The 14,032-nt window shown below is 58.3% G+C and carries 14 protein-coding genes; 5 read left to right on the forward strand and 9 right to left on the reverse strand.

Annotation, left to right across the window (positions count from 1 at the left end; translation table 11 throughout):
• Window positions 1–5: 5 nt before the first annotated feature.
• From V9T28_RS00690 to cpaB, 8 genes are all read right to left on the reverse strand, one after another.
• Window positions 6–1,403, reverse strand: a complete 1,398-nt coding sequence (locus V9T28_RS00690) for a CpaF family protein (RefSeq protein WP_116402650.1) — start codon at window positions 1,401–1,403, stop codon at window positions 6–8.
• A 148-nt stretch (window positions 1,404–1,551) separates the two neighbouring features.
• Entirely contained in the window at window positions 1,552–2,709 is a 1,158-nt protein-coding gene (locus tag V9T28_RS00695; protein ID WP_116402649.1) for an AAA family ATPase, read from the reverse strand.
• Window positions 2,706–3,371 carry a TadE/TadG family type IV pilus assembly protein gene (locus V9T28_RS00700; protein ID WP_245424242.1) on the reverse strand — a complete coding sequence of 222 codons (666 nt, stop codon included), beginning with the start codon at window positions 3,369–3,371 and terminating at the stop codon, window positions 2,706–2,708. The genes V9T28_RS00695 and V9T28_RS00700 overlap by 4 nt, the downstream gene beginning before the upstream one ends.
• Before the next feature lie 131 nt (window positions 3,372–3,502).
• Entirely contained in the window at window positions 3,503–4,006 is a 504-nt protein-coding gene (locus V9T28_RS00705) for a TadE/TadG family type IV pilus assembly protein (protein ID WP_158554900.1), read from the reverse strand.
• A 13-nt stretch (window positions 4,007–4,019) separates the two neighbouring features.
• Window positions 4,020–5,843, reverse strand: a complete 1,824-nt coding sequence (locus V9T28_RS00710; protein ID WP_116402647.1) for a Tad domain-containing protein — start codon at window positions 5,841–5,843, stop codon at window positions 4,020–4,022.
• A gap of 61 nt (window positions 5,844–5,904) precedes the next feature.
• A complete protein-coding gene (locus V9T28_RS00715; protein WP_116402646.1) occupies window positions 5,905–6,234 on the reverse strand; it encodes a hypothetical protein in 330 nt (109 codons plus the stop codon).
• A complete protein-coding gene (locus tag V9T28_RS00720; RefSeq protein ID WP_245424246.1) occupies window positions 6,234–7,811 on the reverse strand; it encodes a type II and III secretion system protein family protein in 1,578 nt (525 codons plus the stop codon). Before V9T28_RS00720 ends, V9T28_RS00715 begins: the two co-directional genes overlap by 1 nt.
• Before the next feature lie 228 nt (window positions 7,812–8,039).
• Window positions 8,040–8,996 (reverse strand): Flp pilus assembly protein CpaB, encoded by a 957-nt coding sequence (cpaB, locus tag V9T28_RS00725; RefSeq protein WP_245424240.1) that lies wholly within the window; start codon window positions 8,994–8,996, stop codon window positions 8,040–8,042.
• Between the two features lie 268 nt (window positions 8,997–9,264).
• Between cpaB and V9T28_RS00730 the strand changes: the two genes are divergently transcribed.
• Window positions 9,265–10,284, forward strand: a complete 1,020-nt coding sequence (locus V9T28_RS00730; protein WP_158554899.1) for a sterol desaturase family protein — start codon at window positions 9,265–9,267, stop codon at window positions 10,282–10,284.
• 118 nt (window positions 10,285–10,402) lie between these two features.
• Here the strand turns inward: V9T28_RS00730 and V9T28_RS00735 are convergent, their stop codons facing one another.
• On the reverse strand, window positions 10,403–11,092 hold the full coding sequence (locus V9T28_RS00735) for a hypothetical protein (protein WP_116402643.1): 690 nt from the start codon (window positions 11,090–11,092) through the stop codon (window positions 10,403–10,405).
• A gap of 17 nt (window positions 11,093–11,109) precedes the next feature.
• Here V9T28_RS00735 and V9T28_RS00740 point away from each other — a divergent pair, with 17 nt between their 5' ends.
• The 4 genes from V9T28_RS00740 to V9T28_RS00755 all read left to right on the forward strand — a co-directional run bounded on the left by V9T28_RS00740 (window position 11,110) and on the right by V9T28_RS00755 (window position 14,007).
• The gene (locus V9T28_RS00740) at window positions 11,110–11,778 is read left to right on the forward strand and encodes an A24 family peptidase (RefSeq protein WP_116402642.1); all 669 of its coding nucleotides are present in this window, start codon (window positions 11,110–11,112) and stop codon (window positions 11,776–11,778) included.
• A gap of 152 nt (window positions 11,779–11,930) precedes the next feature.
• Complete coding sequence (locus V9T28_RS00745; RefSeq protein ID WP_245424238.1) at window positions 11,931–12,113, forward strand: Flp family type IVb pilin; 183 nt, start codon at window positions 11,931–11,933, stop codon at window positions 12,111–12,113.
• Window positions 12,114–12,587: 474 nt separating this feature from the next.
• A complete protein-coding gene (locus V9T28_RS00750; RefSeq protein WP_245424236.1) occupies window positions 12,588–12,770 on the forward strand; it encodes a Flp family type IVb pilin in 183 nt (60 codons plus the stop codon).
• Between the two features lie 331 nt (window positions 12,771–13,101).
• On the forward strand, window positions 13,102–14,007 hold the full coding sequence (locus V9T28_RS00755) for a UbiA family prenyltransferase (RefSeq protein WP_116402641.1): 906 nt from the start codon (window positions 13,102–13,104) through the stop codon (window positions 14,005–14,007).
• Window positions 14,008–14,032: the final 25 nt, after the last annotated feature.

Raw genomic sequence — 14,032 nt, forward strand, 5'->3', positions numbered from 1 at the left:
ATCTCCTACAGAACTTTGTTCGGGTCAAAATGGCTCGCCGGAATCTCCAGGCCGTAGGCCCGCAAGCCGGCTATAAACTTCGGCCGGACGCCGGTGGCGCGGAAACTGCCGTGGATCATGCCTTGCTCGTCGGTGCGCTCTTTCACGAACTGAAAGATCTCATGCATCTGTATCACCTCGCCCTCCATACCGGTGATCTCGCTGATACTCATCACGCGCCGCTGACCGTCCGGCATGCGTTGCAATTGGATCAGGAGGGTGATCGCCGAAGCGATTTGACTGCGGATGGCCTGCATTGTCATCGGTAAGCCCGCCATGCCGACCATCTGTTCGAGGCGTTTGACTGCTTCACGCGGCGAATTCGCGTGTATCGTGGTCATCGAGCCTTCGTGGCCCGTGTTCATCGCCTGCAGCATGTCAAATGCTTCTTCGCCACGGCACTCGCCGACGATGATGCGGTCCGGGCGCATGCGCAGGGCGTTCTTCAGAAGATCGCGCTGCCGAACTTCGCCTTTGCCCTCGACATTGGCCGGCCGCGTCTCGAGCCGGCCGACATGGGGTTGCTGCAATTGCAGCTCCGCGGCATCCTCGATCGTGATCAGGCGTTCGTTCGTCGGAATATAGCTGGACAGAGCGTTCAGCATGGTTGTCTTGCCGCTGCCGGTTCCGCCCACGACCAGCGACGAAACGCGTCCCTTCACCGCGGCGATGAGCAGATCCACCATCGGCTGCCGCAGCGCGCCGATCGCGATGAGGCGGTCCATGTTGAAGGGTTTTTTCGAAAATTTTCGGATGGACACGAGCGGGCCATCGACCGCGATGGGCCGAATGGCGACGTTCACGCGTGAACCGTCGGGCAAGCGGGCGTCGACCATCGGCGACGATTCATCCACGCGGCGTCCGACGCCGGCGACGATCTTGTTGATGATGCGCAGCAAATGCGCTTCGTCCTTGAAAAACACCTTCACCTCGGTCAGGCGGCCGAAGCGTTCGACGAAGCATGTGCGGTGGGTGTTGATCAGAATGTCGCTGATGGTTGGGTCCTTGAGGAGCGTTTCGATCGGGCCGAAGCCGGTCATTTCCGCCACGATCTCATTGGTAAACATCTCCAACTCGCCCGAATTGAGCGAGATATTCTCGGCCCGTAGATGGTTGGAGACATAAGTTCGGATCTGCTTGACGAGTTCGTCGGGCGGCAGCTTTTCCAGCAGTGCCAGATTGAACTCCTCAATGATGCGTTGGTGCAGCTTCAGCTTTTCTTCGAGCAAAGCCGGTTTGCGGCCCAGCAGGTCCTGCGGCTGCGTTTCGGGTGCCGCGGCCTGCGGCGGCTCGGGAGCGGCTGCTGCCGCCGGGGCCGGGGCGGCCTTCTGCTGGCGTTGTTGCTGAAGCCCAAAGAAAGCCATCTGACTCATCCTTTGCTGATCGCATTGGCGAACCAACGCATTTTACCCTAGGCCTGCCCGTTCCGGAATAAGGCATGGAGCGTCTCTCGCGCTCGCTTTGCAAGCATGACATTGCAAATTATCGAAGATTTCCATCTCACCGCCCACCTCATGACTTGGCGTCGCCCTTTTGGGTCAGGCAAAAGTCAGCGACCTTAGCGATATCTTTCACGGTCTTCTGCGACTTGCTCCGCAAGCTCATCGGCTGACCGATATTGATGCTTTCCACCGCCATGGGCGAGTTGCGAACATAAAATACCCGCTCGTTGCTGAACACCGCATCGACATGATCGCGCTGAACCGGCTTGCCCAGGAATGTCATCTCGGTGCGGTTGAGGATTATTCCGATCCGCGACGCCGAGGCCTGTGTCGCATGGAGAGCTTCGAGAACGTTCGCGATTTGCCGCAGGCCCGGAATCGTGTTGATACCCGTCACGAGTATGTCCTGCGAGGCCTGAAGGACGTGGGCGGTCCAACTGGACCAGCCGACGGGATGGTCAATCAGGATAAGATCGTATTTTTGAGCGATCAATTCGAGCAGCGCATCGAGCACGTTCAGGTCGATCGATGCGAGCTGCGATCTGTTGCGCGGCACGGCAAAAATGTCGACGCCGGACGTATGGCGACTGGCGAAAAGGTCCAACAGCTGGCTGTCGAGCCGTTCTGGCTCATGGGCGATCTCATCGATCTTCAGGCGCGGTTCCAGGTCAAAATGGTCGCAGATATGGCTTGTCTGGAAATCCAGATCAATGATGCAGATGCGATGGTTCTTGGTCTTGCCGCGGCTGATCAGGTTGATCGCAAGTTCGGCGGCGATCGTTGCGTTGCCGACGCCCCCGGCGCTGGGCACCAGCGAAATGACCGTTGGGCCTTTTCCGGCAGGGGTGCTGAAGTGATCCCGGCGCGTGTGGAGAATGAGTTCCAGGTCCTGAGGCGCGGTATCCAGCTGGACCCAGTCGGCGCGTCCCGATTGCAGCAACGCCTTGTAGTCGGTCGCGGGTATTTCGCCGCTGATCATGATGCAGAAGACGCTGGCCGGCAATTGGGTCAGGGCGGCGATCTCCCGCTGGAAAGCGGCCCGGTCCCTGGAGGATGCGGCGACAAGCAGCCAGACGGGGTTGTCCCCGCGGCGTAAAGCGTTGATTGGGGCCAGGCTCTGGATGACGGTTAATTTGATTTGGCGCGCTTGAATACGCGACGCGAGATCCTTGAACTGTCCGTCGTCGATACCGGCATTCAGAAGAAAAATAGACGCTGGTTCCTTCATGAAGGTGCGCTCGACGACAAATATTCACCCGTTACGGATGTCGTTAGGGGAGGCATGGTGACGTTGCCAAATTTTAGGAGACTGCCGAGAAAGTAAAATTTAAACGGCACATTCTGCAATTGAACCGTGATCGTCGGGACAGGTCCGCCCGGCCTTCCGGCAAAGCCAAGTCCGGTCTGGGTGTAGGTCACGATGACATTCGCAGGGGTAAGGGCGCCGGTGTCGCCAAAGAATACCGAGCACATGCCCAGGGTATAAAGCGAGGTCGGGGCATTGCAGCTGCCGTTGTTGCCGCGCCCGTAAACGATCGTGTTCATGGCGGCTGAATTATAGCCCGACACGCCTGTACACGTTCCCGTGCAGGTGCACGTGGCAGTGCTGCCGTTGCACGTCACGCTGAACGACGGCATTTCATCGCCGGCGGTCGCGGTGTTGTTGGTCACGACGGCGGTGCTCAAACTGTTCAATCCGGTCGCGACAGGATCCCAGACCGACGCAATCCGGGCGCCCAATTCAACCGCTTTTGCCGCGGAATTGTATTGATAGAATGCGAAAAGGAAGTCTATCCCGCCGAGGACGAAGACAAAAATCATTGTCATCATCACCGTCGCTTCGACAATCACGTTGCCGCCGGTCTCCGCTATGAGTTCTTTTGCCTTCAAGGGACTATTTCCGCATTTGTGTTCGCAATGATATTGTAACGTATGTTCGAAGCAAGCCGGTCCGGGTCATCTGAAAGGTTAAATTTTCAGCCCAAAACTTCGTCAACTGACCCGTTCTGTCTTCTCCTATGCTATAGGGCTGGGGCGCTGTCGTTCATGACGCGCTCGGCATGGGAGACGCGGATAGTCGGGGCGGTCAAGCCGAGGAAGCCGAAAAAGCCCAAGCCGGGATCGGTAAAACTGGTCGAGAGGACCACCACCTGAATAGCGCTCGAATTGCCGTAGCAGGCGGACGAGCCGCACGGCGTGGAGCTGCCGGTATTCGTGTCGCTATGTATGGTGATCGTGACATTCGCCGAGGTCCATCCGTTGAGGCGCGCCGTGCCGCCGCTGATGGCGCCGGTGGTGGCGATACTTTTGGCATTGGCTTGATTGGTGGCATTGGTTGCGTCGTCGGTGCGGGCGAGATAGCGCGCGCCGTCGTGAATGCCGGTCGTGATCAATTGCTGCTGATAGAAATACCAGGAAAATTCATACACACCGAACAGCAAGGTCATCAGGACCGGAATCACGATCGCGCCTTCGACGACGGCTGTCCCGCGCTCGTCGTGCCAAAAAGAAAGCAGGCGCTTCATCCTGATCATCCGCTCACCGGTAGAGTTGCACTGACTGTACCAAATTACCCTGACCGGCAGAACCCGGCTGGACAAGTCCGAGAAATTCGCCGTAGGCGAAAGTTGATGTATTGCTCGGCGCTGGCTGGGTCATGAAGATCTTGCCATAGCTCACGACGGGGACGCCGGTAGCGGCTCCGTTCATCGACACGGGGCTGCTTTGGCAGTTGATGATCGGCACGGTGAGCATGCGGCGTAGGCCTGTCGTATCCGGCGTGGACGAACTGCATGACGGCGTGCCGCTCTCCCCGCCCGCCGACGCATTGCCGACGAGGCTATTGGCGATCTCGTAATTATAGACGGCGTTGCGCGTGATGGAGGAATAGGGTGAGCCCTGGCATCCGGTCGGCATCGCGGCGTTCGGATGTGCCGTACTCCAGTAGCCGGCAAAGGTAATCGACGTGCCGGAGGGGACAAGGGCCACGGTGGCCAAGCTTGAATTAGGATTCGAGAGCGTCACTGTTGTCGATGTCGTTGCCGATACATAGGTGTCCGTCGGAAAGAGGGTACTGTTGACACCCATGCCCGTGAAAATCCCGGTGGTCGAGCCGAACGTGAGCGTGATGGTCGACGTTTTTCCCGCCGACACGTCGACACTGGTTGCCGTCGTCGCGCTGGTAATATCGCCGCACACCCAATTGCCGTCGCCATAGGGGTTGGATCCGCAAGTGCCCGCCAGGATGCAATTGTCCAGCGGCTCCGCGGCGGCGGCCTGGTCGCTGTAGGGCGATTTGCCCGTATAGCCCGGCGGCCACGGTCCGTTGGCGCTCGCGTTACAGCCGTTGCCGGTATAGCCTTTGCGCACGTTCTGATCGGGGGCGTAATTCGGATCGCTGCTGCATTTCTTCCACGAGTTGGTGTAAATATCGAAACGGATGTTGAGCGCGTCGTTGGTTGGCGTCTTGACGCCGGTCGTCAGATTCACCGAGCGCGCGTTGGTGCAACTGTCCGGAACGCCGACCGCGAGTTCCTGGCCTGTCGCCTGTCCCCCCGGACCGCAGGTCTCGTTGCTGGTGCCTTGCACATCGGGCTGAAGCCAGCCGTAATTGCCCGGAGAATAGGAGCTTCCCGCGGAGGCCGTGATCTGCACCTGATGCCCAACGAGCGTGGTCTCGGCATCCAGCAAGGCTTGCGTTGCCTGCGAATAAGTCATCCCGCTCGTCTCGAACGGGTTGCAGACGAAGATGGGCTGCGAACCGCAGATCGTCTCGCCCAGGCCTGCGACCGCCGTTGCGCTGGTGGTCAGGGACGTGGCCCCGCCGAAAAACGATGCCGGCAAGATCGTTGTCATCGTCGTCGGCGTCGCTGTGACCTGCACATACTGTGCCTTGGTCGGGTCCGTGGTCACATAGCTCGCGGGGATCGGGTTGACGGTGCCTGCCGGGAGACCGCTATAGAATGTGATGCTCGTGATGTTGACATTGGCATTCGCGGCGCTGCCGAAAATACTGGAATTCGAGACCCAGTTTGCACTCGTATTGTTGATCGCCGCCGTGGCGCGCGTGATCGCGTCGGGAAGGCCGTTTAGTTCGGCCGCACCCGCAATGGCGAGCGCGTCCGTGCCCTTTTGCAACTGTGTTTGCAGCGACGTGTAGCGCGCGCCGTCCAATGCCAGGACCGACACGCCGACGATCACGGAGAGCATGACGGTCACATAGGGCAGGATGACGCCGCGCGTGTCCTTGCCGAACGCCCGAGCACTTTCGGCAAAGCCTCCCCATATGCGTGCGGCACGCGCGCCGCGGTGCTCGGGCGGAATCCGCCGCTTCGTGGGCGAAGGCTTATCCTGACTCCACATATTCTTCCGCCTCCCCTCAGACGGGGCGAGAGTCTTGAGCTATACGACGGCGGATAAGTGCTTAGCCGCCGCCGCCCGATTTCACACCGATCGACCCCCCGTAAATCGGCTCGATAGGCGGCGGCGCATTTTTCAGCAGATCCGGGTTCTCGTACCGTTCGATCGCCTTGGTCAGCCGCGCGCTATCCCCCGGGATACGCGTGTTGTGCACATAACGGGGCCATGGATCGTTCACCTGCGCGACCTCATTGGCTTTCATCGCATTCCCGGCCGTGGGTGTGACGGTGTGAATCCGATCCAGATATTGACCGGATGGGTCGTCGAACAGGGGATTGTCGGCGCAGCCGGCCAATGACGCCATGCAGGCAAGAAGAAGAACCGCGCGCGTCATCACTGGCCTTTCTTTTTGACATATGTGGCGGGCGCGTCGACGATGTCGCCGTATGGACCCTGCACTTCGCCGCCCGCCGTGACATAGTCGGAAAACGCTTTTTTGCGTTCGGGCTGCCCATTCAGAAACAGATCCACATCGTTGCCTTGCAGAGACTGATCGTAGGGCGTCGCCAGGTCCGTGCCTGGGGCGGCCGGCTTGACGAGATGGGGCGTCACGATGATCACAAGGTCGGTTTCATGTTTCTGATAGCTCGTGGAGCGGAACAGGGCGCCGAGAACAGGCAGCGAGCCGAGCCAAGGCAATTGCGAAATGTCGGCCTCGTTATCCGATTGCAGCAATCCCGCGATCGCGAAGCTCTGCCCGTCGCGCAGTTCCACGGTGGTACGGGCCTCGCGTTTGACCAGGGTCGGTACAGTAAAGCCGTTGAACTGAACCGAATTGGTCGTGTCGATTTCGCTCACCGACGGCGCTAGGCGCAAATTGATGATGCCATCCGATCGCACCGTCGGCATGAAGGTCAATTGCACACCAAATGGCTTGTATTCGACCGTCACAGTCGGCGTACCGCCGTTGCTGTTGTTCTGGGCGACCGGGATGGGTATTTCGCCGCCTGCCAGGAAGCTCGCCGTGTCGCCGGAAAGGGCGATCAGATCGGGCTCCGCCAAACGCTTCACCAAGCCTTTCGATTCGAGCGCCGTGATGACGGCGTCGATTTTGAGGTTCTTGGAATTGACCACGCTCGCCAGCAGCGACCCAAAAGGTTGGGCGGCTGTGGCCGCGCCGGCAAATGTCCCTGATATGTCGGTGCCGCTGCCCAGCGGACCCGACGTTGTCGAATTGGTTATAGAACCCAAGCCGGTTGAGAAGCTGCTTCTTTTCCCGGCCCCCAGCCAGTTCACACCCAAGTCGCGGCCGGCATCGCGGGTCGCCTCCAGGAACCGCACCTTGAGCATGACTTGCTGCGTCGGTGCGACTTGCATCGCGTCGACCACCGGCGAATCGGGCGAGAGGCCCTTGGCGACGGCGAGGGCGCGGGTCGCCGCGACCGCATCCGCCGCCTCGCCGCTCAGCACGACCTCACCATTGGCGCTGCTGACATGGATATTCTGGCCACCGGTGCTCGCCTGGATCTTGCTGTGCAAACCCGCCGTATCCGGCACGACACTCAGGTCAAGAACCGCAATCAGCTTCTGTTTCGGATCGTAGATCGAGACGTTGGTGGTCCCGGCCTTCTTGCCCTGGATATAGATGGAAGAGTCGGTCAACGGCATCACGTCGGCAATCTCGGGTTGGCCGACGACGGCGGTCGAGAAGGGACGGTTCAATTTGATCGTGCGCGATTTGTTGAGGACGACAGAGACTTGGCGAACTTCGCCGGTTTCAGTCGAAATCATCGTCGCGGGCTCCGGCCCGCTGTCGTCATCCGCATTGGCTGGCGGCGCCGACATTTTTACCGGCATCGCCCGGACCGTGACTTTCGTCTGACTCGAAACCGCTGGCCGCGTTTCCGATTGCGCTTGCCCGGCAGGCTGTTGTGCAGCGGCATTCGGGACGACGGCGACGAGGCAAGTCATTGACACGCAGGCAGCCGTCAATACCGGTACGGCCCAGCGGGTACGCAAACCTCTCGCTTTTGTCGCTCCTAAACCCAGAGCTGTTCTGGGTTCAATTCGATGGCCCCACATTCTGCCCCCATTTTCTTTGCCTTTATCGCATCGCGCGCGCGACCCGGCGCCCTGACACTGTGTATTATTTACCGATACATGTACAGCTTACGCGCATCAGCACCGTTGGTTTCAACATCAAGGCTGTTTCAAAACGTCGTAATCAACTCTGTTCATCCCTCGCACGATCGTCACCTTCCGTGTTACGGGCTCGGCTGCGGCACGGCTCACCTCCGACTCCAAAGGAGCTGCAGGCAAATTTACGGAGGCCGCTGCTGGCAGTTCAGGCAAGGCCGCGGGCTGGGGCGGCGGCGAGGGTGCCGTTGCTGCGACCGGAGCGGGTGATGGCTGCGGTGCCTCTGCTGCGACCGGAGTTGGCGGTGGTGGCGGCGGCGGCGCGGCTGCAACGGGTTGCTCTACGGGAAGCGGCGGCGTGGCCGCGTCGGTAAAGAGATCGCCCTGGGTCACTTTTAGATTTGGTTCATTGGGCTCTTCCGCCGCGTGGCGCAGGATCAGCGACAGCCGACCGGAATTGGATGCCAACAGAACCTTGAGGGCCTGCTCGGACGTGACCTCGACGGTCACCGCTTTCGCGATCGTCGGCTTTTCCGGCCGGTCCGAAGCGGATTGATCGATAGCAAGAACCTTCACGTGCTGCAAAATGACTTCCGAGAAATCCTTTTGCTCGTCATTGCCATTGTTGGAGCGGGTCAGCACCACGTCTACATAGTCGCCAGGAAAGATAAAGCCTGCCACGCCGCGCACGTCATCCACTGCGATGGCGACCGCCCGCTTGCCCGTTTCGATTGTCGTCGAAAGGGAGGCGCGCTGTCCGGGCAGGGTGACTTTGCCGGCGACGATCGGCTCGTTGCGAACGAAAGAGGCCAGTGCTACGCGGCTGCCATCCTTCGTGAGGTCTTTAACATGGGCGAACGTATTTTCGGGCACTGATCTCGCCGGCCAGGGCACTTCGGTGAGATTGTCCGGTCCTAGCGTTCCACCGAACTTAATCGGCTCGCTCGCTACCACGACGGTGGCCATGTCCTCCGGTGCAGCAGCGGCGGTCGTATGGCTGATCAGCCAGTCGCGCGCCATGAATGCGGCCACTCCGCCCATAACGATTGCTAAAAGCAACACGAGTAAGTTGCCTGCCCGCATCGGTCCACCGCATTTAGGGGCTAAATGTCGGCACGGCCCCCCGAATCACGACATTGCTCTACTATGTGTGAAATAAAGCTGTTGAAAAACCATGTCAATGTTGACTTTTTGGAGACTTGACATCTTTGGGGTTCCGTGCCGCTTTTCAAGGGCGGTTGAGCTTATGCACCGTCCGTATTCCCGCTGGCCAGTTTGGACCGCTGACATGTTCGACGCCCTATCAGGTCTCAATCCGGTGCCGCGTTTCGTCGACATGTTCGCCGATCCGCTGGACCGTTGGTTCGCGCTTTACCTCGTCTGCTCGTTTCTGATCGCCTTCGCCGTCTTTCTATGGGAAGCGCGGCGCGACCCTGACGTTTTGGCACAAGGGCTGTGGCGTCATTTGTTTCCCAAAAAGATCTATGCGCATAAATCTGCAATTGCCGACTATTATTATTTTGCATTGAATAAGCTGCTGTTTGTACTCGTTTTTTCTGAGCTTGTCGTGGTCAGTAGCTGGGCTCAGAGCGGAACCGTCCAGGGTCTGGGGGCGATCGCAAAGTCGCCGGAGCTTGCATTGCCGGTTTGGCTTGCGACGCTGTCGACGACGCTCATCTGGATCCTGGCAATAGATTTCGGCCTCTGGCTCGGCCATTATCTGATGCATAAGGTGCCAATCCTTTGGGAATTCCATAAGGTGCATCATTCTGCCGAGGTGCTGACCCCCTTCACGGCGGGGCGTATGCACCCGCTGGACGATATTTTCACAGGCCTCCTTGGCGGTGTTCTGGGCGGAATCGCGAGCGGGGTCTGCTATTACTTGCTTGCGCCGCAGCCACAGATGTTTGGCGTTTTGCAACTCAATATATTGACGTCGATTTTCTACGCGGCCGGTTTCCATCTGCGCCATTCTCATATCTGGCTGCCTTACAAGGGCTGGCTGGGGCGCCTCTTCGTCTCGCCGGCGCACCACCAACTCCACCATTCGAAAGCGGAACGCCACTGGGACAAGAATCTCGGGTTCATGTTCGCGATTTGGGACGGCATGTTTGGCACGCTCTATGCGGTGGATCAGCGGGAAGAGTTCGAAATCGGCATGAATGGGCGCGAGGAGCCGGAGTATCACTCTGTGCGCGCCTTATATTTCCTGCCATTCGTCAAGGCGTGGCGCTTGGTTCGCGCCAAGGGCAGGGCCGTGGCACCGCCGGCCGAAGTAGGCAAGCCGCGCCAAGTCTCCAAGACCTAGAGCATTTTCCAGAGAAGTTGGACGACTTTTCGGTTGGGAACCACAGGTCCGCGTAGCGAAAATGCGACAAAACAAAGATGGAGAGCAATTTTGCGATTCTGAAAGAACGCAAAATGCTCTAGCGGGCATTGACGCCAAGTGTTTCAACGTGATTGGTTGCTCGTTCGTAGTCGCTATGCAGCGGCGCCTCCCGGCAGCCAAAATGGCCGACGATCTCGTCATTCACTTCGAGCGCGAGCACCCCGATGGGTTGGCCCGTTTGGGGGTCAGTCATGGTTTCCGAGCGCCAGCAGACGGGGTGCGACCCGTCCCAGGAGCGCTCGATCCAGCTTGTATCGCGCGCGCCTTCCCCTTTTGGGAACGTATATTGGAATTTCGGCTTGGGATATTGCCAAAAGTTGGCTGAGGGAAAAGGTTCGGCGGTCATCCGCCCTTTTGCGTCGATGAGAAAGGCATGGCTGACTAGCGTGCCGCTTGCAAAAACCAAAGCGCGCAAGTGCTGGGATGCCGGCGTCGCCATGGCGGCGTTTTGCAGAGGCCCGGTGCCATTGAGGCGTTCTGCGTGCCATGCCGCATCTTGTGCCTCGGCCCAATCCCGATCCTTGTCTGCCAGCCGGGCGTTTTGCTCGCGCAGCGCGTCGATTAAGACGGGGTCGCGGTGCAAACTCTCGAAGAGCCGATCGACACGCCGGGACGCCAAAAGTGGCTCCGCAACAGTGCGCCAGAGAATAAAGGCGCTCCATAGCAGCAGGCCGGCCGCTACTGCACGGCGATGCGTGTAGATGAAGGCTAGAATAGGCGGCGACATGGCCGAAACTCGGGCGAATGAAAGAGCACCCCAGTGCTCCGATGGTTCGCGTCAGGATGGCATCTCTGCGGGGCTATGTTCAAGGCGGCAAGGTCCCGGTGTTTGTCGTTAAGGATACACAGAAACCCCCAAAAGAATTACTTCCCAATCAAATCAAACCGCGCTACTCTTATCAATATATTGCAATTAGGGGGCCATATTTGCCGCAGCTATTTGTCGCTCGGTCCATACTCCTGGTTGCCGGTTGGACTCTCGTTTGGGCTGCTATGACGGATTTGCGGCAGCGCAAGATACCCAACCAATTGGTTTTGATATTGGGTGTCCTCTACTTTCTTTATGTCCTTGCTGCGGGCCGTTTGGGCGATGCATTGTGGCACACCGGGTTTGCGCTCGTCGTGTTTGCCGGGATGTTGTGGGCTTATGCGCAGCGGCTGATGGGGGGCGGGGATGTCAAGTTGCTGGCGGTGGCGTTTCTATGGACAGGTCCGTGGTTGGCGGTGAATTTTGCGGTTTTCATGCTGATTGGCGTCGGTATCTATATGGGGAGCGTAAAACTGGGGTGGGCAAGCGTCGATCAAAGTGACCGGGGAACGTGGATGCCACTTGCGCCGGTCGTGGCGGGAGCGCTTATTTTTACTTTCGCATCCGGCAACTATGCGCAGATTCTTTGGAACGCCGCTCAATAGTTGCTCCGATTTTTAATTTCGTACGTGCGCTTGCCGCGTCGAAATGAGGGCAGGGGAAAAGAAAAAGAATTTGAAGGGTCTATCGTTAAAAGAGTTCAATAGCTAAGGATATGTTAGGCTTTTTTCTGGGGCCAATCCGATAGGGGGATAATATGTCGAAAGCAGTAGCGATTCTGAATAAGCTTGGAAAAGATGAAGATGGTGCCGCACTGGTGGAATACACTGTGCTGCTCGGCATTCTTCTGGTGGCCGTGATCGCAACGATCGTTACGGTCGGCGGGTGGATTTCCGCCAAGTGGGCAGCTCTCAGCTCTGGTATCTCGTCTACCAACTAAGTTGCCAACGCTCGATCAGCACTCTCTTGATTCCGGGGTTTCCGGTGTTGAGGAAAGTGCTGGTTGTGTGGTGATGATTGTCGGTATGGGTCGTCACGGCGCTTGAGCAAGAGCGCCGAGAATCTCGCTTTGATCGGGGGGCCGATCGTGTCCAGATTCTTGATATTTCTCGAAGACGCATATCGGGACGAAAGCGGTGCCGCGCTTGTGGAATATACCGTATTGCTTGGCATCTTGCTCGTCGCCGTTATTGCAACGATCGTTACCGTAGGGGGATGGATTTCCGCCCAATGGGCAGCTCTCAGTTCGGGGATCTCGTCCACGAACTGAGCTGCCGCCGCTTGATCAATGTTGTGCTGATCCGGGACTGCCGGTGTTCAGAAACAGGTTGGTGGTGTGGGGTAATTGTCGGTATGGCGCGTCGCGACGCTTGAATGAAAGCGTCGGGACTTCGTTTGGCGGGGGGATAACATCTTGTCCAGATTTTTGGTGCTGCTAAAGGGCGTACATGGGGACGAATGCGGCGCCTCGCTCGTGGAATATACCGTATTGATTACCATCCTGATCACCGGCGTCATTTTGACGATTCTTGCGGTTGGTGGGTGGGTTTCCTCCGAATGGGCGTCGGTGAATAACGGTTTGACCAGCGCGAACTAATGTCGCTCGCAAAGCAGGTGCAGAGGGCGGGGGTACGCGCGTCAGTCTTATGGCTGACGCGCGTATGCGTGTTTGTGCCGAGAAAATGATGCAAAATCAGGTGGGCGGTGGCTGTGATCGTTATTGACGATTCGATCGCGGGCTCGTCGCAAAGCAGCGAGAAGCTTGCCAGCAAATCACTTGCCATCGTCGATATGGGTGCGTGTCATGCGCGTCAATATAAGCCAATATAAACAATCGCCGATGCAATGATTGTGGTCAGCGGGATTCCGAAAGGACGTTGGGGTAAAGGCCAAGCGCGGCTGCCGAGGGGAAGGAACCTACCGAGGTGATGATAACCATTTCCCGACGCGCACTCAGAACCGCTGTCCTGTGGCGGGCGATGAGGGCACACCAGTGGGCCAAGAATCTTCTCATATTTGTCCCATTGGTTCTCGGCGGACGGTCGACCGAAGCCAACGTATGGCTTCATGCGATCGAAGCTTTCGGGGCCTTTAGCCTGCTTGCGTCCGCCGTTTACCTCATGAACGATATTCGGGATCTGCAGGTCGACCGACAGCACTGGTCAAAACGGCGCCGGCCGCTTGCAAGCGGCGAATTGTCTGTCGCCGATGGCAGAAAGCTCATAGTCATATGTTGCCTGGGGGCGGCGGCGACGGCACTCATTGCCGGGTGGGGATGCGTCGAAATACTGGCAATTTATTTAGCCGCTAGTCTTGTTTACACTTTCTGGCTGAAGCGCGAGCCGATTGTCGACGTTTTTATTCTCTCGGCGCTGTATACTTTGCGTCTTGGTCTTGGAGTTGTTGCCACGAACGTTAGGTTTTCGCCGTGGTTATTCGTCTTCTCGATCTTTATTTTCTTGTCGCTTTCCCTTGCGAAACGACAGACTGAGATTGCGCGCCTGCTCATGCGCGGCGAAGAGTTCATGCCGGGCCGCGGTTATAGGGCCAGCGATGGTCCGCTTGTGCTGACGATGGGCGTCGCGGCGATGATCGCGGCGGTGCTCGTTCTGGTTATTTACCTCATTGAAGACGCGTTTCCGTTCGGCTTCTATGCACATCCCGAACTGCTTTGGGGGATCGCCGTCATCATGTTTCTGTGGTTATCGCGGATTTGGCTGCTGTGTCACAGAGGCCAGTTGGACGATGATCCGGTTGCCTTTGCCCTGAAGGATCGCTTGAGCCTGTTCTATGCCGCGATGGTTGGCGCTATCTTCGTCGCGGCTGTTCTGTAGGTGCGGGGCTTAGGGTGGCTGTCGG

Origin of the sequence: Methylovirgula sp. 4M-Z18 (assembly GCF_037890675.1) — a bacterium.
GTDB lineage: Bacteria > Pseudomonadota > Alphaproteobacteria > Rhizobiales > Beijerinckiaceae > 4M-Z18.

Bases quoted from the DNA above. Each gene is read 5' to 3' on its own strand.
- V9T28_RS00690 (WP_116402650.1), bottom strand. From the start codon at position 1,403: ATGGCTTTCTTTGGGCTTCAGCAACAACGCCAGCAGAAGGCCGCCCCG.
- V9T28_RS00695 (WP_116402649.1), bottom strand. From the start codon at position 2,709: ATGAAGGAACCAGCGTCTATTTTTCTTCTGAATGCCGGTATCGACGAC.
- V9T28_RS00705 (WP_158554900.1), bottom strand. From the start codon at position 4,006: ATGAAGCGCCTGCTTTCTTTTTGGCACGACGAGCGCGGGACAGCCGTC.
- V9T28_RS00710 (WP_116402647.1), bottom strand. From the start codon at position 5,843: ATGTGGAGTCAGGATAAGCCTTCGCCCACGAAGCGGCGGATTCCGCCC.
- V9T28_RS00715 (WP_116402646.1), bottom strand. From the start codon at position 6,234: ATGACGCGCGCGGTTCTTCTTCTTGCCTGCATGGCGTCATTGGCCGGC.
- V9T28_RS00720 (WP_245424246.1), bottom strand. From the start codon at position 7,811: ATGACTTGCCTCGTCGCCGTCGTCCCGAATGCCGCTGCACAACAGCCT.
- cpaB (WP_245424240.1), bottom strand. From the start codon at position 8,996: ATGGCGCGCGACTGGCTGATCAGCCATACGACCGCCGCTGCTGCACCG.
- V9T28_RS00730 (WP_158554899.1), top strand. From the start codon at position 9,265: ATGTTCGACGCCCTATCAGGTCTCAATCCGGTGCCGCGTTTCGTCGAC.
- V9T28_RS00735 (WP_116402643.1), bottom strand. From the start codon at position 11,092: ATGTCGCCGCCTATTCTAGCCTTCATCTACACGCATCGCCGTGCAGTA.
- V9T28_RS00740 (WP_116402642.1), top strand. From the start codon at position 11,110: ATGAAAGAGCACCCCAGTGCTCCGATGGTTCGCGTCAGGATGGCATCT.
- V9T28_RS00745 (WP_245424238.1), top strand. From the start codon at position 11,931: ATGTCGAAAGCAGTAGCGATTCTGAATAAGCTTGGAAAAGATGAAGAT.
- V9T28_RS00755 (WP_116402641.1), top strand. From the start codon at position 13,102: ATGATAACCATTTCCCGACGCGCACTCAGAACCGCTGTCCTGTGGCGG.